At 73.9% G+C, this 19,483-nt stretch carries 17 protein-coding genes; 9 read left to right on the top strand and 8 right to left on the bottom strand.

All coding sequences use genetic code 11. The features are described from left to right. Positions 1-98: 98 nt before the first annotated feature. The 4 genes from B086_RS0103815 to B086_RS0103800 form a co-directional block, all read right to left on the bottom strand. The gene (locus B086_RS0103815; RefSeq protein WP_018565075.1) at positions 99-1,250 is read right to left on the bottom strand and encodes a GGDEF domain-containing protein; all 1,152 of its coding nucleotides are present in this window, start codon (positions 1,248-1,250) and stop codon (positions 99-101) included. 103 nt (positions 1,251-1,353) lie between these two features. Beyond that, positions 1,354-2,148 (bottom strand): enoyl-CoA hydratase/isomerase family protein, encoded by a 795-nt coding sequence (locus tag B086_RS0103810; protein WP_018565074.1) that lies wholly within the window; start codon positions 2,146-2,148, stop codon positions 1,354-1,356. 1,103 nt (positions 2,149-3,251) lie between these two features. Beyond that, positions 3,252-4,391, bottom strand: coding sequence for an adenylate/guanylate cyclase domain-containing protein (locus tag B086_RS0103805; protein WP_018565073.1), 1,140 nt, complete (start codon positions 4,389-4,391; stop codon positions 3,252-3,254). 398 nt (positions 4,392-4,789) lie between these two features. Beyond that, positions 4,790-5,686 carry a biotin--[acetyl-CoA-carboxylase] ligase gene (locus B086_RS0103800; protein WP_018565072.1) on the bottom strand — a complete coding sequence of 299 codons (897 nt, stop codon included), beginning with the start codon at positions 5,684-5,686 and terminating at the stop codon, positions 4,790-4,792. A 113-nt stretch (positions 5,687-5,799) separates the two neighbouring features. Between B086_RS0103800 and B086_RS0103795 the strand changes: the two genes are divergently transcribed. The 4 genes from B086_RS0103795 to B086_RS0103780 all read left to right on the top strand — a co-directional run bounded on the left by B086_RS0103795 (position 5,800) and on the right by B086_RS0103780 (position 8,531). Further along, positions 5,800-7,392, top strand: a complete 1,593-nt coding sequence (locus B086_RS0103795; RefSeq protein ID WP_018565071.1) for an acyl-CoA carboxylase subunit beta — start codon at positions 5,800-5,802, stop codon at positions 7,390-7,392. A 17-nt stretch (positions 7,393-7,409) separates the two neighbouring features. After that, positions 7,410-7,619, top strand: a complete 210-nt coding sequence (locus tag B086_RS0103790) for an acyl-CoA carboxylase epsilon subunit (RefSeq protein ID WP_018565070.1) — start codon at positions 7,410-7,412, stop codon at positions 7,617-7,619. An 89-nt stretch (positions 7,620-7,708) separates the two neighbouring features. Continuing rightward, entirely contained in the window at positions 7,709-7,837 is a 129-nt protein-coding gene (gene mmpB / locus B086_RS45860) for a morphogenic membrane protein MmpB (protein WP_018565069.1), read from the top strand. 76 nt (positions 7,838-7,913) lie between these two features. Then, positions 7,914-8,531, top strand: a complete 618-nt coding sequence (locus B086_RS0103780; RefSeq protein ID WP_018565068.1) for a Maf family protein — start codon at positions 7,914-7,916, stop codon at positions 8,529-8,531. An 8-nt stretch (positions 8,532-8,539) separates the two neighbouring features. Here B086_RS0103780 and B086_RS0103775 read toward each other — a convergent pair whose 3' ends face one another. After that, the gene (locus B086_RS0103775; protein WP_018565067.1) at positions 8,540-8,995 is read right to left on the bottom strand and encodes a hypothetical protein; all 456 of its coding nucleotides are present in this window, start codon (positions 8,993-8,995) and stop codon (positions 8,540-8,542) included. 365 nt (positions 8,996-9,360) lie between these two features. On the opposite strand from B086_RS0103775, the gene B086_RS0103770 reads away from it, so the two are divergent. Next, entirely contained in the window at positions 9,361-11,133 is a 1,773-nt protein-coding gene (locus tag B086_RS0103770; protein WP_018565066.1) for an acetyl/propionyl/methylcrotonyl-CoA carboxylase subunit alpha, read from the top strand. A 257-nt stretch (positions 11,134-11,390) separates the two neighbouring features. On the opposite strand, the gene B086_RS0103765 is transcribed toward B086_RS0103770, so the two are convergent. Both B086_RS0103765 and B086_RS0103760 read right to left on the bottom strand, forming a co-directional pair. After that, positions 11,391-12,362 carry a DeoR/GlpR family DNA-binding transcription regulator gene (locus tag B086_RS0103765; protein WP_078509672.1) on the bottom strand — a complete coding sequence of 324 codons (972 nt, stop codon included), beginning with the start codon at positions 12,360-12,362 and terminating at the stop codon, positions 11,391-11,393. Between the two features lie 147 nt (positions 12,363-12,509). Continuing rightward, a complete protein-coding gene (locus tag B086_RS0103760; RefSeq protein ID WP_018565064.1) occupies positions 12,510-13,958 on the bottom strand; it encodes an NAD(P)H-quinone dehydrogenase in 1,449 nt (482 codons plus the stop codon). 105 nt (positions 13,959-14,063) lie between these two features. On the opposite strand from B086_RS0103760, the gene B086_RS0103755 reads away from it, so the two are divergent. From B086_RS0103755 to B086_RS0103745, 3 genes are all read left to right on the top strand, one after another. After that, positions 14,064-14,501, top strand: a complete 438-nt coding sequence (locus B086_RS0103755; RefSeq protein WP_018565063.1) for a gamma-glutamylcyclotransferase — start codon at positions 14,064-14,066, stop codon at positions 14,499-14,501. Between the two features lie 111 nt (positions 14,502-14,612). Then, positions 14,613-15,437, top strand: coding sequence for a purine-nucleoside phosphorylase (locus B086_RS0103750; RefSeq protein WP_018565062.1), 825 nt, complete (start codon positions 14,613-14,615; stop codon positions 15,435-15,437). A 400-nt stretch (positions 15,438-15,837) separates the two neighbouring features. Further along, complete coding sequence (locus B086_RS0103745; RefSeq protein ID WP_018565061.1) at positions 15,838-17,475, top strand: phospho-sugar mutase; 1,638 nt, start codon at positions 15,838-15,840, stop codon at positions 17,473-17,475. A gap of 112 nt (positions 17,476-17,587) precedes the next feature. Here the strand turns inward: B086_RS0103745 and B086_RS0103740 are convergent, their stop codons facing one another. After that, positions 17,588-18,316, bottom strand: coding sequence for a PH domain-containing protein (locus B086_RS0103740; protein ID WP_018565060.1), 729 nt, complete (start codon positions 18,314-18,316; stop codon positions 17,588-17,590). A gap of 205 nt (positions 18,317-18,521) precedes the next feature. Here B086_RS0103740 and deoC point away from each other — a divergent pair, with 205 nt between their 5' ends. Further along, a complete protein-coding gene (gene deoC / locus B086_RS0103735; RefSeq protein ID WP_018565059.1) occupies positions 18,522-19,481 on the top strand; it encodes a deoxyribose-phosphate aldolase in 960 nt (319 codons plus the stop codon). Positions 19,482-19,483 lie beyond the last annotated feature (2 nt).

The following is a 19,483-nucleotide window of genomic DNA, read 5'->3' as shown; positions in this document are numbered from 1 at the left end:
GTGTCACTAGTGGGTGCCGGGAGTGCCCCTTACCCAGCGGATGGCCCGGCGGCCCGCCCGGCCTGCCCGGCTCACCCGGCTCACCCGGGGCCAGGGCCTCACCGGGGGCGGCCCCGGAAGCTGCGCCGTTCGACCGGCGCCTCGGGCGTGGGCGAGGGCTCGTCGGCCAGCCGGACCACCGGATCCCCGGGGCCCTCCCGCCCGGCGACCACCGGATGGTCCGTGCGCAGCGCCTTCGCCCGGTACTGCGCGGCGTCCGCGAGCCGGAACAGCCGGCGGGCCGAGCGCACCGGCCCGACCGCGTCCTCGGTCGACGCCACCCCGCAGGCGACGCCCTCCCCCAGCTCCAGCCCGGCCGCGCGGCGGCACAGCTCGTCCGCCGCCTTGACCACCTCCTCGACGGAGGGGCCGACCGCCAGCAGGCAGAACTCGTCCCCGCCCAGCCGGGCCGCGAGCGCCCCCGGCACCATCGCCCCGCACAGCGACAGCACCGAGCCGAACCGTTCCAGCAGCCGGTCGCCGACCGCGTGGCCGAGGGTGTCGTTGACCCGCTTGAGGCCGTTGAGGTCGCAGACGACCAGGCTCACCACGACCCCGTCCTCCCGGTGCCGCTCGATCGCCTCCTCCAGCCGTACGTCCACCGCGCGCCGGTTGGCGAGCCCGGTGAGCGCGTCCGTGAAGGCCAGCCTGTGGGCCTCCTCCAGCCGCTCCGTCTGGGCGAGGCCCGCCGCGACCACCGCGGCCAGGACCGTGGCGAAGTCGGCGTCGGCCCGCCCGAAGAAGGGGGCACCGGCCGAGCGGGCGACGTACAGCTCGCCCCAGGCCCGCCCGTGCAGCACGATCGGCGCGACCACGCAGCTGCCGCGCCCGCGCCTGCGCAGCGCGGCGACCCGCTGGTGGCAGTAGCCGGGCCGCCCCTCGGCCGGCCCCTCGGCGGTCTCCACCCAGGCGTCCGGCTCCCCGCCGGACGCCCACCGCTCGTGCAGGAACTCGGCGATCTCCGGGAACTGGTGCACCGGGTACGCCTCGCCCTCCGGGAACTCCTCCTCCCCGGGAGAGCGCTCCCCCACGTTCACCAGCACCCGCAGCCGCCCGCGCTCGCGCTCCCACACCGAGAGCGCGGCGAAGCTTCCCTCCAGCGCCCCGCACGCCCCGAGCGCCGCCGCCCGCCACGACTCGCGCGGACTGTGCGCCGCGGCCATCCCCTGTGCCAACGCCACGACGGCGGCCAGCCGCCTGTTCTCGCCCATCACCCCAGGCTAGGGATGTTTCGCGCGGACCGGGACATCGGTGGGGGCGCCCGGGGGACCCGCCGGGGACCGGCCGCGCGTCAGGCCGGGCCGCCGGGCGCTCTCACTCGCCCGGCCAGCGCGGGGCGCGCTTCTCGTTGAAAGCCGCGACGCCCTCGGCACGGTCCGCCGAGAAGGCCGCCGTACGCCAGGCCGCGTCCTCGACCTCCAGGCCCGCGCGCAGGTCGAGCCCCTGGCCGAGCCGCAGCGCGCGCTTGGCGGCGCGCAGGCCGACCGGGGAGTTGGCCGCCATCCGGGCGGCCAGTTCCAGCGCCTCGGTACGGTCCCGGCCCTCGTTCACCAGCACGTCCACCAGCCCCAGACCGTGCGCCTCGGCCGCCTCCAGCCGCCGGGCGGTGAAGATCAGCTCCGCGGCCCGCGCCGCGCCGACCCGCCGGGGCAGCAGCTGCGTACCGCCGCCGCCGGGAATCACCCCCACGGACACCTCGGGCAGCCCGACCACGGCCGTGCGGTCGGCCACGATCACATCGCAGGACAGCGCCAGCTCGAACCCGCCGCCGAGCGCGAAGCCGTGCACCGCGGCGACGGTCGGCATCGGCAGCTCCAGTACGCCGGTGTACGCCCCGCGCGCGACCGGCCGCTGGCGCCGGAGGTCGGCGTCACTGAAGGAGTTGCGCTCCTTCAGGTCGGCGCCGACGCAGAACGCCCGTTCGTGCGTGGAGGTCAGCACGACCACGCGCGCCCCGGGATCGGCGGCGAGCGCCGCGCACGCCCCGGCGATCGACCGGGCCATGTCCGTGGACACGGCGTTCATGGCCTGGGGCCGGTCCAGGACGAGTTCCGCCACCTGGTCGTGCCGCCGCACCAGCACGAACTCCCCGAACCGCTCCTCGCTCATGACACCCTCCGGTTAACGCGGGTTAACAGCATCCGGCCCCGATCATCTCAGCCGCCCCGCGCGCGACGGAAGGGGCGACCCCGAGGGCCCGTACGGGCTCGCACGGACTTGCACAGACTCGTGCGGACTCGTGCGGACTTGTACGGACTCGGGGCGGCCCGGCCACCCGTTCGGGTGACATCCCGCCCAACCCCCGTGAAACCGCCTGCGCCGACGCATAACGTGCGTCGCGCCAGGCGCGACGGGGGCGCGGGGCGTTCGGGGAGGGTGCGGCGATGACGACGGACACGGCCGGTACGGGACGGCAGGGTGCCCGGGACGGCATGGGCGCCATAGGTGCCGCGGTCGGCGGCCCCGGGGCGCCGTTCCGCCTCCCGCACGTCCGGGGCCGGCACCGCAGGCCCCGGCCCCGCCGGGTACTGCTCACCGCCGGGGGCCTCGCCCTCGCCGCCGGTGTGCTGAGTCTCGTACGCCTGACACCGCAGAGCGCGCAGACCTCGCCGCAGGCCGGCGGTCCCGGGGCGGCGGAGGCGGCGCCGCGCGCGGACACCGGACCGGGCACCCGGCCAGGGGGCGGCCCGGGTGGCGGGCCCGCCGGAATCGCCACCACGGCGTCCCCGGGATCCGCGGCCCCGGACCGGACGGGCCCCTCGGCACTGCCCACCGCGCCGCTCCCCATGGGCGGGATCGGCACCGTGGCCGCCCCGGGAGCGGGAGCGGCGCCGCCCGCTCCCCTGCCCGGTATGAGCGGGCCCACGGCCCCGGCTCCTCCGCCGGGAGCCACGCACGCGTCCGGGGGCGGTCCGGCGCGCCCGGCCGCTTCCGCCGGTACGCCTCGGACACCCGCGCGGACCACCGCCCGCCCGACCGCCCCCGCGCAGCAGACCCGCCCACCGTCCCCCAGGACCACACCGGCATCCGCGCCCCCGGCCCCGCCCTCAGGCGGCGGTGACGGCGGGCGCCTGTGCCTGCCGTTCATCAAGCTCTGCGTCGGACTCCGCTGAAACAAGCTCTGCGTCGGACTCCGCTGAGACGCACCACCGCGCGCACCCGCACGCACCCCACGCGCCCGTCCGGCACGCCCGGCCGCGCCCCCGCCCCCGTCACTGCGGCGCGTCGGCCCGCCGGGTGAGCAGCCACGGTTCCACCACGCCGAGGCCGCGCACCGGGCGCTGCCAGGTCGGCTGGAGGGCGAAGCGGTACACCGGGGGCTCCGCGCCCTCCTTCTCCGCCGCTGCCGCGGCCTCGGCCGCCGCCGCCTCGGACGCCGGGGAGTCGCCCGTGCGGATCAGCTCCTCGGCGAAGGCGCTGTCGACGAGCACGGCGTCGCGCGGGGCTATGGAGGTCAGCCGGGAGGCGAGGTTGACGGTCGTGCCGAAGACGTCGCCCATGCGGGTGGTCACCGTGCCGAAGGCCATCCCGACCCGCAGCTCCGGCATGGTCTCGTCGTTCTCCATGGTCTCGACCAGGCGCAGCGCGATGTCGGCGGCGGTGCCCGCGTCGTCGGCGGCGTACAGCACCTCGTCGCCGAGGGTCTTGATCAGCCGTCCGCCGCGCGCGGCCACCAGGTCGGCGGCGGTCGTCTCGAAGGCCTCGACCAGCTCGCCCAGCTCCTCCTCCTCCATCCGGCGGGTCAGCCGGGTGAAGCCGACGAGGTCGGCGAAGCCGACGGCCAGGCGGCGGTCCACCATCTCCTCGTCGTCGGCGACCTGCACGACCCGCCCGGCGGAGGCGGCGAGCTGCCGCCGCCAGACGTAGACCAGGAACTCCTCCAGCTCGGGCAGGAGCAGCTCGACGATCGGATAGGTGACCTCGGTGCGGGTCATGCCCGGCTCGGGCGGCTCGGTCAGGCCCTCCAGGAAGGAGTCGATCTGCCATTCGGCCAGCCGGGCGGTGGTCTGCCCGGTGGAGCGGGCGACCTGCACGGCCATGGCCTCGCTGAGCAGCCCGGCCTCCACCAGACCGGCCAGCCGCCGCAGCGCCAGGACGTCGGCCTCGGTGAGCGCCTTGGCCTGGCCGATGTCCGCGAAGCCCATGGCCCGCCAGAAGCGGGAGGCCAGCTCCATGGAGACGCCCGCGCTGCGGGCCGCCTGGAAGGGGGTGTAGCGGCGCTCCGCGCCCAGGATGAGCTGTTCGAGACGGAGCGCGAGCGGGTCCTCGCCGGAATCGGCGGGGTCGGCGGCGTGGGGGTCCCCCCGGCCGTCCGCGTCCTGCGCGCCCGAGCCCGTGTCGTCGACGGTCACGCCTGCTGCCCTTCCGATCTGCCACGGTCAGGTACCGACCGGCCTCAACTCTACGGCAGATGTGCCCCAGCTCACTCCGCCAGTCCGCCCCGAAGGGTGACCTGAACTGGGCCGTCACCGTCCGCGCACCCGCGCGACCCCCTGCTCCCGCGCCCTTCGCGCCCCGCCCGGGAAGCGCCCTCCGGGCCCCCTCCTGGCCCCCCTCCGGGAGCACCCCGGCGCACGGAGCGCACACCCACCGCGCCAGGCGCACGCCCGGCGCACAGACCGCCCGCCCCTCCCCTGTTCCCCTCCCGCTGCTCCTCTGCCGTTCCCCTCCGCCCCTACGTCCCTACGTCCCTACGTCTCTGCGCGCCTAACTCCGCTACTCCCCCCTACTCACCTACTCGCCTGCTCCCCTACGCGGGCCGCAGATGCACGATGTCCCCCGCCCCCACCGGCTGCTGCACCCCGTCCTGGGTGGCGAGGACCAGACGGCCGTCGCCGTCGACCGCGACCGCCTCGCCGACGAGGGAGCGGTCCCCGGGGAGTTCGGCGCGCACGGTGCGGCCCAGGGTGGCGCAGCCTGCGGCGTAGGTCTCCTGGAGGCCCGCGGCGGCCGGATCGCCGTCGGCAGCGCGCCACCGGCCGTACCACTCCTCCAGGGAGCGCAGCACGGCGCGCAGCAGCGGATCGCGGTCGGTGCTCACGGCCCCGGCCAGCGCCAGGGAGCCGGCCTGCGGCACGGGCAGTTCGTCCTGGCGCAGGGTGACGTTGATGCCGACGCCGATGACGACGCCGCCGTCACCGGCGCCCTCCGCCAGGATGCCGCCGGCCTTGCGCTCCTCGCCGTCCACGGTGACCAGCAGGTCGTTGGGCCACTTCAGGGCGGTGTCGACCCCGGCGGCCCTGGCCAGACCGGTGGCGACGGCCACGCCGGTGAGCAGCGGCAGCCAGCCCCAGCGGGCCACCGGCACGCCGTCGCCGGGCCGCAGCAGCACCGAGAAGAAGAGCCCGGAGCGGGCGGGCGCCGTCCAGCGGCGGTCCAGCCGGCCCCGCGCCGCCGTCTGCTCCTCGGCGATCAGGACGGTGCCCTCGGCCGCCTCGCCCGCCGCGGCGCGCGCCACCAGATCGGCGTTGGTGGAGCCGGTGCGCTGCACGACCTCCACCCGGGTCCACAGGCCGCCGTCGCGCACCAGACCGCGCCGCAGCGCGGCCGCGTTGAGGGGCGGCCGGTCCAGGTCGGACCAGCGGCCGGACCGCCCGGAGTCGCCCGGTGTGCCGTGGCTGTCGTCTGCTGCATCTCGCGGCGTCATGCAACCCACCCTAGGTGTGGGAAACGCCGCACTGCCGGACGGAGGGGCCCCCATTACTCTACGGATGAGTAACCGTCCCCCCGTTTTTGAGCAGGCAGGGAGCCGCGATCCCGATGTCCGAGCCGGAAGAGCGCCAAGAGATCGACATCCACACGACCGCGGGCAAACTCGCGGATCTCCAGCGGCGTATCGAGGAAGCGACGCACGCCGGTTCGGACCGCGCGGTCGAGAAGCAGCACGCCAAGGGCAAGCTGACCGCCCGCGAGCGCATCGAACTGCTCCTGGACGAGGACTCGTTCGTCGAGCTGGACGAGTTCGCCCGGCACCGCTCCAGCAACTTCGGCCTGGACGCCAACCGCCCTTACGGGGACGGCGTGGTCACCGGCTACGGCACGGTCGACGGCCGTCCCGTCGCCGTGTTCTCGCAGGACTTCACGGTCTTCGGCGGCGCGCTGGGCGAGGTGTACGGCCAGAAGATCGTCAAGGTCATGGACTTCGCGCTCAAGACCGGCTGCCCGGTCATCGGCATCAACGACTCCGGGGGCGCCCGCATCCAGGAGGGTGTGGCCTCGCTGGGCGCGTACGGCGAGATCTTCCGCCGCAACACGCACGCCTCCGGTGTCATCCCGCAGATCAGCCTGGTCGTCGGCCCGTGCGCGGGCGGGGCGGTCTACTCGCCCGCGATCACCGACTTCACGGTCATGGTCGACCAGACCTCGCACATGTTCATCACCGGCCCGGACGTCATCAAGACCGTCACCGGCGAGGACGTCGGCTTCGAGGAGCTGGGCGGCGCCCGCACCCACAACACCGCCTCCGGTGTCGCCCACCACATGGCGGGCGACGAGAAGGACGCGGTCGAGTACGTCAAGCAGCTCCTGTCGTACCTGCCGTCCAACAACCTCTCCGAGCCGCCGGTCTTCCCCGAGCAGGCCGATCTCGCGGTCACCGACGAGGACCGGGAGCTGGACACCCTGGTCCCGGACAGCGCCAACCAGCCGTACGACATGCACACCGTGATCGAACACGTGCTGGACGACGGGGAGTTCTTCGAGACGCAGCCGCTGTTCGCGCCCAACATCCTCACCGGCTACGGCCGGGTGGAGGGCCACCCGGTGGGCCTCGTCGCCAACCAGCCGATGCAGTTCGCCGGCTGCCTGGACATCGACGCCAGCGAGAAGGCCGCCCGCTTCGTCCGCACCTGCGACGCGTTCAACATCCCGGTGCTGACCTTCGTCGACGTCCCCGGCTTCCTGCCCGGCGTCGGCCAGGAGCACGACGGCATCATCCGCCGCGGCGCCAAGCTGATCTTCGCCTACGCCGAGGCCACCGTCCCGCTGATCACCGTCATCACCCGCAAGGCGTTCGGCGGCGCCTACGACGTGATGGGCTCCAAGCACCTGGGCGCCGACCTCAACCTGGCCTGGCCCACCGCGCAGATCGCCGTCATGGGCGCCCAGGGCGCCGTCAACATCCTGCACCGGCGCACCATCGCGGCGGCCGACGACGCCGACGCCACCCGGGCCCGGCTGATCCAGGAGTACGAGGACACCCTGCTCAACCCCTACACCGCCGCCGAACGCGGCTATGTCGACGCGGTGATCAGGCCCTCCGACACCCGCGCCCACCTGGTGCGCGGCCTGCGCCAGCTGCGCACCAAGCGGGAGTCCCTGCCGCCCAAGAAGCACGGCAACATCCCCCTCTGAGCCCGCCGGGAGACCACATGACGATCAAGGTCCTACGAGGCAACCCGACCCCCGAGGAGCTGGCCGCCGCACTGGCGGTGGTCAGGGCGCGCGCCGCGGCGGCCACCGCCGAGCCGTCCGGCGCGCCCGGCCCCCGCGACTCCTGGTCCGACCCGTCCCGGATCGCCGCGCACCGCACCCCGCGGCCGGGCCCGGCGGCCTGGGCCCGCACGTACTGGCCCGGCTGAGCAGCCCTGGGGGCGCCCGGCGGGCCCGGCCGCCAACTTGAGTACGCGTACTCAGGCGCCGGACCCGTCCCCCGCCGGACCATCGAGGGATGCTGTGGTCCGACCCCGACAACGAGCCGCCGAAGGAACTGCGCGACATGCAGGCGATGTTGCGGCGGCTCGGTGTCCTCATGGCGCTGGCCATGGTGCTCGCGATGTTCGCGATCGGGCTGAGATGAGCGGTCCGGGACGAGCGGGCCGGGACGGACGGGCCGGGACGAGCGGGCGGGCGGCCCGCGCCGATACGCTGACCGCATGACTGACCAGCCGCGCCGCCGACTCGTACTCGCCTCCCAGTCCCCCGCCCGGCTCGGTCTGCTGCGGCAGGCCGGACTGGACCCCGAGGTGATCGTGAGCGGGGTCGACGAGGACGCGGTCAGCGCGCCCACGCCCGCCGAACTGGCGCTCGCCCTGGCCCAGGCGAAGGCGTCCGTCGTGGCGGCCCGGCCGGAGGCCGCCGGTGCCCTGGTGATCGGCTGCGACTCGGTGCTCGACCTGGACGGCCGGGCGCTCGGCAAGCCCGCCGACGCCGAGGAGGCCGTCGCCCGCTGGGAGGCGATGCGCGGCCGGGCCGGCACCCTCCAGACCGGCCACTGCGTCTGGGACACGGCCACCGGCCGGCACGCCGCGGCCACCGCCTCCACCGTGGTCCGCTTCGGCGAGCCGACCGACGAGGAGGTCGCCGCCTACGTCGCCTCGGGCGAGCCGCTGCACGTCGCGGGCGCCTTCACGCTGGACGGCCGATCGGCCCCGTTCATCGACGGCATCGACGGCGACCACGGCAACGTGATCGGCATCAGCCTGCCCCTGGTGCGCCGACTGCTGGCCGGACTGGGCGTGGGCATCACCGAGTTGTGGTCGAAGCGGGACTGAGAACCGGCTCAGGACGCCTCGGGGGACACCGGGGCGTCCGCCGGAGCGGGGTCCGCCGCCCGCCCCTCCTGGTCGTACGTCATCAGGAGCAGCACGATCAGCGCCAGTACGACGATCATGAACACGAAGGCCGCGGGACCCACCGGACCCCACACGAAGGCGGCCAGCAGCCCGTGCACCACGGCCGCGCTGATCAGCAGGCCGCGCCCGAGCCCGGCCGGACCGCGGCCGCGCACGGCGACGAGCAGGGCGGCCAGCGCGCACAGGACGAAGTACAGGCCGAAGACCAGCCCGGCGACCTTCGAGGACGTCGACATCACGTCCGGGTCCAGGCCGGCCAGGGACATCCGCTGCCGGTGCACGACCTCGCCCAGGATCCAGTTCAGCGCGACGAGTCCGACCGCCTCGGCGAGGAGCACGACCGCCACGACCCATGCCACCGGTCTGCGCACCACCGGATCCACCCACTTCCGACCGCCGCTCCACCCGGAGCCCTGTTACCGCCAGTACCGTCCAGACATCGCGAACGCTACTAACGGGTAAACCAAGGGACAAGAGTTCCGCCGAGGGCAAAGATTCATTGGGCCATTCGTAGGGACTCCACAAAGAAACGAAGTGGGCCGCAGCACGCTCTCACAGAGACCTTGACCACACCGTGGGGCTAGGGTTTTCCGGAGGAGTCCTGCGTACCGAGGTACGACAAGGGCTTTCGCGGGTCGAGCGAGCCTCGAATCACGCTCCGTGTGGGCAAGCTCACCATTGGGGACGGGTCGAAGTGCCGTGTCGGCAGTCCCTAAACTCGGCTTGTTTCAAGGAGGGAGCCTCAATCGTGCGCAAGGTGCTCATCGCCAACCGTGGCGAAATCGCTGTCCGTGTGGCCCGCGCTTGCCGGGACGCCGGAATCGCGAGCGTGGCCGTCTACGCGGACCCCGACCGGGACGCTCTGCATGTCCGCGCCGCTGACGAGGCGTTCGCCCTGGGCGGTGACACCCCGGCCACCAGCTACCTGGACATCGGCAAAGTCCTGAAGGCGGCCGAGGAGTCGGGGGCGGACGCCGTCCACCCCGGCTACGGCTTCCTCTCGGAGAACGCCGAGTTCGCCCAGGCCGTCCTGGACGCCGACCTGATCTGGATCGGCCCGCCGCCGCAGGCCATCCGCGACCTCGGCGACAAGGTCGCCGCCCGGCACATCGCCCAGCGCGCCGGCGCGCCCCTGGTGGCCGGCACGTCCGACCCCGTCTCCGGCGCCGAGGAGGTCGTGGCCTTCGCGAAGGAACACGGCCTGCCCATCGCGATCAAGGCCGCCTTCGGCGGCGGCGGACGCGGCCTCAAGGTCGCCCGCACCCTCGACGAGGTCCCCGAGCTGTACGACTCGGCGGTCCGCGAGGCCGTGGCCGCCTTCGGCCGCGGCGAGTGCTTCGTCGAGCGCTACCTCGACCGGCCCCGCCACGTCGAGACCCAGTGCCTGGCCGACAAGCACGGCAACGTCGTGGTGGTCTCCACCCGCGACTGCTCGCTCCAGCGCCGCCACCAGAAGCTCGTCGAGGAGGCCCCCGCGCCGTTCCTCTCCGACGCCCAGGTGGCCGAGCTGTACCGCGCCTCCAAGGCCATCCTCAAGGAGGCCCGCTACGAGGGCGCCGGCACCTGCGAGTTCCTCGTCGGGCAGGACGGCACGATCTCCTTCCTGGAGGTCAACACCCGCCTCCAGGTCGAGCACCCGGTCACCGAGGAGGTCGCGGGCGTCGACCTGGTCCGCGAGATGTTCCGCATCGCCGACGGCGAGGAACTCGGCTACGGCGACCCGGAGCTGCGCGGCCACTCCTTCGAGTTCCGCATCAACGGCGAGGACCCGGGCCGGGGCTTCCTCCCCGCCCCCGGCACCGTCACCCGCTTCGACGCCCCCACCGGCCCCGGTGTCCGCCTGGACGCGGGCGTGGAGGCCGGCAGCGTGATCGGCCCGGCCTGGGACTCCCTGCTGGCCAAGCTGATCGTCACCGGCCGCACCCGCGCCGAGGCCCTCCAGCGCGCCTCCCGCGCCCTGGAGGAGTTCCAGGTCGAGGGCATGGCCACCGCCATCCCCTTCCACCGCAAGGTGGTCACCGACCCGGCCTTCGCCCCGGAACTGACCGGCTCCACCGACCCGTTCACGGTCCACACCCGCTGGATCGAGACCGAGTTCACCAACGACATCAAGCCCTTCACCGCCCCCGCCGACGGCGAGGCGGACGAGGAGACCGGCCGCGAGACCGTGGTCGTCGAGGTCGGCGGCAAGCGCCTGGAGGTCTCCCTGCCCTCCTCACTGGGCATGTCCCTGGCCCGCACCGGCCTGGCCGCCGGCGCCAAGCCCAAGCGCCGCGCCGCCCGTAAGTCCGGCCCGGTCGCCTCCGGCGACACCCTCGCCTCGCCCATGCAGGGCACGATCGTCAAGATCGCGGTCGAGGAGGGCCAGGAGGTCAAGGAGGGCGACCTCATCGTGGTCCTGGAGGCCATGAAGATGGAACAGCCCCTCAACGCCCACAAGGACGGCACCGTCAAGGGCCTGTCCGCCGAGGTCGGCGCGTCCATCACGTCGGGCGCCGCGATCTGCGAGATCAAGGACTGACCCCGCAGCACCCGTAGCACCGGGAGGCGCCCGGCGGACCGCGACAGCGGCCGCCGGGCGCCTCCCGTCGTCACGAACGAACACCCCACCGCCCCGCACCACGCCCGAGAGGCACGACGGAGGACCGGCGACCGCCCCGTACGAACCGGACCGGACCGACAGCCGCCCCGTACGACCCGGACCGGCAGCCGACCCCTACGGACCGAACCGAACCGGACCGAACCGCCGCGCTCCCGCCGCGCTCCCCGCGGAGCGGCTCAGCGCCGCCGCAGATCCGCCACCCGGGCCGCCCGCTCGGCGCCCGCCGAGGGGTCCTGCCCCAGCCCCGCCGAGCGCAGCGCCGCGGCGGCCTGGCCCGTGACCTGACCGCGGCGCGGTGCGGGCAGCGGAACGTCCCTGCGGCGCTCGCCGCGGCCCGGCACCTGCTCACCGCCCACCGGGTGGCCGCTCGGACCGGCCACGGCGATCTGCACGCCCTGGTCGGCGAGCGCCTGGAGCTCGGTGCCCGCGCGGTCGTCGTGGGCCGGGGGCTCGTCCGTGACCAGCCGGGTGATGAACTCGGTCGGCACGGTCTGGAACATGGTGTCCGCGCCCAGCTTGGTGTGGTCGGCGAGGACGACGACCTCGGCGGCGGCCTGGACGAGGGCGCGGTCGACGGAGGCCGAGAGCATGTTGGAGGTGGACAGCCCCCGCTCGGCGGTCAGACCGCTGCCCGAGAGGAACGCGCGGGAGACGCGCAGCCCCTGGAGCGACTGCTCGGCCCCCGACCCCACCAGGGCGTAGTTGGAGCCGCGCAGGGTCCCGCCGGTCATCACGACCTCGACCCGGTTGGCGTGGGCCAGCGCCTGGGCGACGAGAAGCGAGTTGGTGACCACCGTCAGCCCCGGGATCCGGGCGAGCCGGCGGGCCAGCTCCTGGGTGGTCGTACCGGCCCCGACGACGATGGCCTCGCCCTCTTCGACGAGGCCCGCGGCGAGGTCGGCGATGGCCGTCTTCTCCGCGGTCGCGAGGTGCGACTTCTGCGGGAAGCCCGACTCCCGGGTGAAGCCGCCCGGCAGTACGGCACCGCCGTGCCGGCGGTCGAGGAGTCCTTCCGCCTCCAGCGCCCGCACGTCCCGCCGTACGGTCACTTCGGAGGTCTGGACGACGCGGGCGAGTTCACGGAGCGACACGGCACCGTTCGCTCGCACCATTTCGAGGATCAATTGGCGACGTTCAGCAGCGAACACGAAACTGACAGTAACCCCAGCGACCGTCTGCTTTCAGCAGTTTGCGCCGGATAACAGAAATTGTTCGCATGGCAGGTCACGGAGTGGTATAAGCACTACTCCGGCCTATGCCACGCGCAAGAGCCGCGCCCCGCCCCGCCCTCCGGGCTACGCCCCTCCGGTCTCCTTGCGCCCGTGCAACTGCCGGGCCACCTCGGCGATCGAGCCCGACAGCGAGGGGTACACGGTGAAGGCCTTCGCGATCTGCTCGACCGTCAGGTTGTTGTCGACGGCGATCGAGATGGGGTGGATCAGCTCGGAGGCGCGCGGTGCCACGACCACACCGCCGACCACGATCCCGGTGCCCGGCCGGCAGAAGATCTTGACGAAGCCGTCCCGGATGCCCTGCATCTTGGCGCGCGGGTTGCGCAGCAGCGGCAGCTTCACGCAGCGGGCGTCGATCTTCCCGGCGTCCACGTCGGCCTGGGTGTAGCCGACGGTGGCGATCTCGGGGTCGGTGAAGACGTTGGAGGAGACCGTCTTCAGGTTCAGCGGGGCCACCGCGTCGCCGAGGAAGTGGTACATGGCGATACGTCCCTGCATCGCGGCCACGGACGCCAGCGCGAAGACGCCGGTCACGTCACCGGCCGCGTAGACACCCGGAGCCGTCGTGCGCGAGACCTTGTCGGTCCAGATGTGCCCGGAGTCGCGCAGCCGGACACCGGCCTCCTCCAGACCGAGCCCGGCGCTGTTGGGGACGGCGCCGACGGCCATCAGGCAGTGCGAGCCGGTGATGACGCGCCCGTCGGCCAGCGTCACCTCCACCCGGTCCCCGACCCGCTTGGCCGCGGCGGCGCGCGAGCGCGCCATGACGTTCATGCCGCGGCGCCGGAAGACGTCCTCCAGGACGGCCGCCGCGTCCGGGTCCTCGCCCGGCAGCACCCGGTCGCGGGAGGACACCAGGGTGACCCGCGAGCCCAGCGCCTGGTAGGCACCGGCGAACTCGGCGCCGGTCACACCGGAGCCGACCACGATGAGTTCCTCGGGCAGCTCGGTGAGGTCGTAGACCTGGGTCCAGTTCAGGATGCGCTCGCCGTCGGGCTGCGCGTCCGCCAGCTCGCGCGGGTGACCGCCGGTGGCGATCAGCACCGCGTCCGCGGTGAGCGTCTCCTCGGTCCCGTCGGCGGCGGTGACGACGACCTTGCGCGAGCCGTCCAGGGCCTGCATGCCCTCCAGGCGCCCGCGCCCGCGCAGCACCCGCGCACCGGCCCGCGTCACGGACGCGGTGATGTCGTGCGACTGGGCGAGTGCCAGCCGCTTCACCCGGCGGTTCACCTTGCCCAGGTCGACACCGACCACCCGGGCGGCCCGGTCGATGTGGGGGGTGTCGTCGGCGACGATGATCCCCAGCTCCTCGTACGAGGAGTCGAAGGTCGTCATCACCTCGGCCGTGGCGATGAGGGTCTTGGACGGCACGCAGTCGGTCAGCACCGACGCCCCGCCCAGTCCGTCGCAGTCGACGACGGTCACCTCCGCGCCGAGCTGAGCGCCCACCAGGGCCGCTTCGTATCCGCCGGGTCCGCCACCGATGATCACGATCCGAGTCACGTACTCCATTGTCCCGCACTCCTCAAGATGCTCACCCCCGGGGGCACCGCCCGGGGCAGGAGACGCCTTCTGTGCCGGATGAGCCGCCCGCGTCGCTGCCGTACCCTTCGACCCATGTCGCTCTACGCCGCGTACGCCGGCAATCTCGACGCGCGGCTGATGTCCCGCCGCGCCCCGCACTCGCCGCTGCGCGCGACGGGCTGGCTGAACGGCTGGCGGCTGACCTTCGGCGGCGAGCACATGGGCTGGGAGGGCGCCCTGGCGACCCTGGTCGAGGACCCGATCTCCCAGGTCTTCGTCGCGCTCTACGACCTCGCGCCGATGGACGAGGAGCCGCTGGACCGCTGGGAGGGCGTCGGCCTGGACATCTACCGCAGGATGCGGGTGCGGGTGCACACCCTGGACGGCGAGGAGCCGTCCTGGGTCTACGTACTGAACGCCTACGAGGGCGGCCTGCCCTCCGCCCGCTACCTGGGCGAACTGGCGGACGCGGCCGAGTCAGCGGGCGCCCCGCACGACTACGTGATGGAACTGCGCAAGCGCCCCTGCTGAACCCCCCGCCGCAAGAGCCCCGCCGCTCGTCGGAAACGACAAGACAACGATCCCGTTCCCGTCGACTCCGTCATCTACGCGCGTAGGCGAATTGCGGCTACCCTCGTCCGCGTGAACGCATCTCTTCTTCCGGACGACATCCAGGGCGACCCCTACGCCGCCGCCGACGCCGCCGCCGCGCGCCTGCGGGAACTCACCGGCGCCGAGACCCACGACGTCGCCCTCGTGATGGGCTCCGGCTGGGCTCCGGCCGTCGACGCCCTGGGCACCCCCGACGCCGAGTTCCAGGTCACCGAGCTGCCCGGATTCCCGCCCCCGGCGGTGGAGGGCCACGGCGGCAGGATCCGCTCGTACAGCACGGGGACCAAGCGCGCCCTGGTCTTCCTGGGCCGCACCCACTACTACGAGGGCCACGGCGTGGCCTCCGTGGCCCACGGTGTGCGCACCGCCGTGGCGGCCGGGGTCAAGACGATCATCCTGACCAACGGCTGCGGCGGCCTGCGCGAGGGGATGCGTCCCGGTCAGCCGGTCCTGATCAGCGACCACATCAACCTGACCGCCACCTCCCCGATCGCCGGCGCGAACTTCGTCGACCTGACCGACCTCTACTCCCCGCGCCTGCGCACCCTGTGCAAGGAGGTCGATCCCAGCCTGGAGGAGGGCGTCTACGCCCAGTTCCCCGGCCCGCACTACGAGACGCCGGCCGAGATCCGCATGGCCCGCGTGATCGGCGCGGACCTGGTCGGCATGTCCACCGTCCTGGAGGCCATCGCCGCCCGCGAGGCAGGCGCCGAGGTCCTCGGCATCTCCCTGGTGACCAACCTCGCCGCGGGCATGACCGGCGAACCCCTCAACCACGAGGAGGTCCTCCAGGCGGGCCGCGACAGCGCCACCCGCATGGGCTCCCTCCTGGCCCAGGTCCTGGAGCGCCTCTAGCCTCCGGCGGGACCGCCGCACAGGCGGTCCCGCACGCCCCCGGAGGGGCGCCCCCGTACGACCCGCACCGCAGCACCCGTCAGTGCCCGGGAAGGGGCCCCGCACCCGCGTACGGCGGGAAGGGGACGTGACGGGGGGTGTCCGCCCGCAGCGGTTGGCGCGTCCACGAGGCCCACCCAACAACCGACCGATTCCGCGCCGTTCCGAGGACGGACACCCCCCGGCGCGGCCCCGCCCCACCCCGCCCCGGAAGGCGCGAGGCGCACCCCCACGACCCGCAACGGGCCGCCGCAGGCACCCACCGCACACGGCCCGGAAGCGCACCACGGACCGGAACCCGCACCTCGCACCGCACTGACCGCACGGACCGCACCGACCGACCACGAGAGGCTGACCCGACGTGCACGACGACCTCATCGCACGGGCCAAGGCATGGCTGGCCGAGGACCCCGACCCGGACACCCGTGACGAACTCGCCGCGCTGCTCGACGCCGGGAACCACACGGAACTGACCGCCCGCTTCAGCGGCACCCTCCAGTTCGGCACCGCCGGCCTGCGCGGCGAACTCGGCGCCGGCCCCCAGCGCATGAACCGCTCCGTCGTCATCCGCGCCGCCGCCGGCCTCGCCGCGTACCTGAAGAAGCAGGGCCACACCGACGGCCTCGTGGTGATCGGCTACGACGCCCGCCACAAGTCGGCGGACTTCGCCCGCGACACCGCCGCCGTCATGACCGGCGCGGGCCTGCGCGCGGCCGTGTTCCCCCGCCCCCTGCCCACCCCCGTCCTCGCCTTCGCCATCCGCCACCTGGGCGCGGTCGCCGGCGTGGAGGTCACCGCCAGCCACAACCCGCCCCGCGACAACGGCTACAAGGTGTACCTGGGCGACGGCTCCCAGATCGTCCCGCCCGCCGACGCGGAGATCGCGGCGGAGATCGACGCGATCACCACGCTCACCGCGGTCCCCCGCCCGGACTCCGGCTGGGACACGCTCGGCGACGACGTCCTGGACGCCTATTTGGCCCGTACGGACGCGGTCCTCGCCCCGGACTCCCCGCGCACGGCCCGCACGGTCTACACCGCGATGCACGGCGTCGGCAAGGAGACCCTGCTCGCCGCGTTCGCCCGCGCGGGCTTCCCGGAGCCCGTCCTGGTCACCGAGCAGGCCGACCCGGACCCGGACTTCCCGACCGTCGCCTTCCCCAACCCGGAAGAGCCCGGCGCGATGGACCTGGCCTTCGCCACGGCCCGCGCCGCCGCACCCGGCCCTGACCTGATCATCGCCAACGACCCGGACGCGGACCGCTGCGCAGCCGCCGTCAAGGACGGCGCCGACTGGCGCATGCTCCGCGGCGACGAGGTCGGCGCGCTGCTCGCCGCCCACCTGGTGGCACGCGGCGCGCAGGGCACGTTCGCCGAGTCGATCGTCTCCTCCTCGCTCCTCGGCCGGATCGCGCGGAAGGCGGGCCAGCCGTACGAGGAGACCCTCACCGGCTTCAAGTGGATCGCCCGCGTCGAGGGCCTGCGCTACGGCTACGAGGAGGCCCTCGGCTACTGCGTCGACCCGGACGGCGTCCGCGACAAGGACGGCATCACCGCGGCCCTGCTGATCACCGAACTGGCCTCACAGCTCAAGGAGCAGGGCCGTACGCTGCCCGACCTGCTGGACGACCTGGCCGTCGAGCACGGCCTGCACGCCACCGACCAGCTCTCGGTCCGCGTCGAGGACCTCTCCCTCATCGCCGACGCGATGCGCCGCCTGCGCGAGCAGCCCCCGACCGCCCTGGCCGGTCTGCCCGTGACCCGCGCCGAGGACCTGACGCGGGGCACGGAGGCGCTGCCCCCGACGGACGGCCTGCGCTACACGCTCGACGGCGCCCGGGTGATCGTCCGCCCGTCCGGCACGGAGCCGAAGCTGAAGTGCTACCTGGAAGTGGTGGTCCCGGTACCGGACCGCACGCACCTTCCGGCGGCCCGCGCGAAGGCGGCGGAGCTGCTGGCGGCGATCAAGCGCGACCTGTCGGAGGCGGCGGGCATCTGACACACAAGGCGCCCCCCCCGGGGGGGCGCCTTGTACACAGGCCCGGTACGCAGCACAGACCCCGTACGCACCCGCAGACCGCGTACGCACCCGCAGAACCCCGCCCTCGCCCTCACCCCACCGCGAGCAGAATCGCCAGCACCACCGCACCGGCGACCGCGGGCCCCGCGATCTCGTAGGCCCACCGGACGGTCACCTCGCCCTGGGCGCCCTCGGCGTGCGCCCGGTTCTCCTGGAGTTCGCGCAGGTCGTTCATGAACTGGTCGCCCTCCGCACGGATGGGCGCGCCGGGCGCGCCGGACGCACCGCCGCGCCCCGCACCCCCACCGGCGATCCCGCCGAGCCCGCCGACACCGGCGCCGCTCCGGCCGAAGAGACCGCTGCGCCGCTCGGCCCCGGGCTCCCCCGCGGCGGCGGCCCGCGCCTCTTGCCGGGCGGCACGCTTGCGCGCCCGCAGCGACACGGGCACGGCCCACAGCTGGTACCGCTTCCCGGACACGGTGACGACCTCGTTGGAGTAGCCGGACCGCAGACCGGCGACCTGGCTCCAGGGGAGCACGACCACCCGGAAGGGATTGCGGATGCGCAGCCGGTCGTCGTTGACGTACACGGCGGGCCGGAAGGTGAAGGCGGTCACGAGCGGCACGGCGAGGATCATCCCGGCCAGCGCCAGCCACGGGACGCGCCCGCTGCCGGTGAACATCGCGTCGAAGCCCAGCCACAGGATGATGGCGAGCAGCAGGACACCGCCCGCGATGGCGCCGGACGACCGGCGGACCCGGTCCGGGAACTCGGGGGCCGTCGGCTGCGGCGCGGAGGGCTCGTGCTCGGGCGTCGTCATGCCCCCGATTCTGCCCGACCCACGTTTTCCCCCCGCACCACCACCCACCGCAACCACCCCACGAGCACCACCCCCCACCGACCCAGCCCCCGCCCGGCACCCACCCCCGCCCCCATCCCACAAGCAGCCCCCGGCTCCCCCTCCCCACACCCCGCCCCCAGGGCTGTACAGCCGCTACGCGCGTAGATATGCTCCTCTGGTGACCATGCCCACCACTGCACCCTCCGCGCAGCCGCTCTCCGACGTCACGGCGTCCGACAGCTCCCTGCGCCGCTTCCTGCACGGGCTGCCCGGCGTCGACGCGGTCGGCCTGGAGGCGCGCGCCGCCTCGCTCGGCACCCGTTCCATCAAGACCACCGCGAAGGCGTACGCCATCGACCTCGCCATCTCGATGGTCGACCTGACGACGCTGGAAGGCGCGGACACCCCGGGCAAGGTCCGGGCGCTCGGCGCCAAGGCGGTCCGTCCCGACCCCACGGACCGCACCACGCCCGCCACCGCCGCGGTCTGCGTCTACCCCGACATGGTGGCCGCCGCCAAGGAGGCCGTCGCCGGCTCGGCCGTCAAGGTCGCCTCGGTCGCCACCGCCTTCCCGGCCGGCCGCGCCGCCCTGGACGTGAAGCTGGCCGACGTGCGCGAGGCCGTCGCCGCGGGCGCCGACGAGATCGACATGGTCATCGACCGCGGGGCGTTCCTCGCCGGCCGGTACCTGAAGGTGTTCGACGAGATCACCGCGGTGAAGGAGGCGTGCGGGAGCGCCGCCCGGCTGAAGGTCATCTTCGAGACCGGCGAGCTGTCGACGTACGACAACATCCGGCGCGCGAGCTGGCTCGGCATGCTCGCCGGGGCGGACTTCATCAAGACCTCCACCGGCAAGGTCGCCGTCAATGCGACCCCCGCCAACACCCTGCTCATGCTGGAGGCCGTCCGCGACTTCCGGGCGCAGACCGGCGTGCAGATCGGTGTGAAGCCGGCCGGCGGCATCCGTACCAGCAAGGACGCGATCAAGTTCCTCGTCCTGGTCAACGAGACCGCGGGCGCGGACTGGCTGGACAACCACTGGTTCCGCTTCGGCGCCTCCTCGCTGCTGAACGACCTGCTGATGCAGCGCCAGAAGCTGGCCACCGGCCGCTACTCCGGCCCCGACTACGTGACGGTGGACTGATC

The sequence above is a fragment of the Streptomyces sp. PsTaAH-124 genome, from assembly GCF_000373685.1.
Taxonomy (GTDB): Bacteria; Actinomycetota; Actinomycetes; order Streptomycetales; family Streptomycetaceae; genus Streptomyces; species Streptomyces andamanensis.
This window is presented reverse-complemented; position numbering and strand designations above follow the sequence as displayed.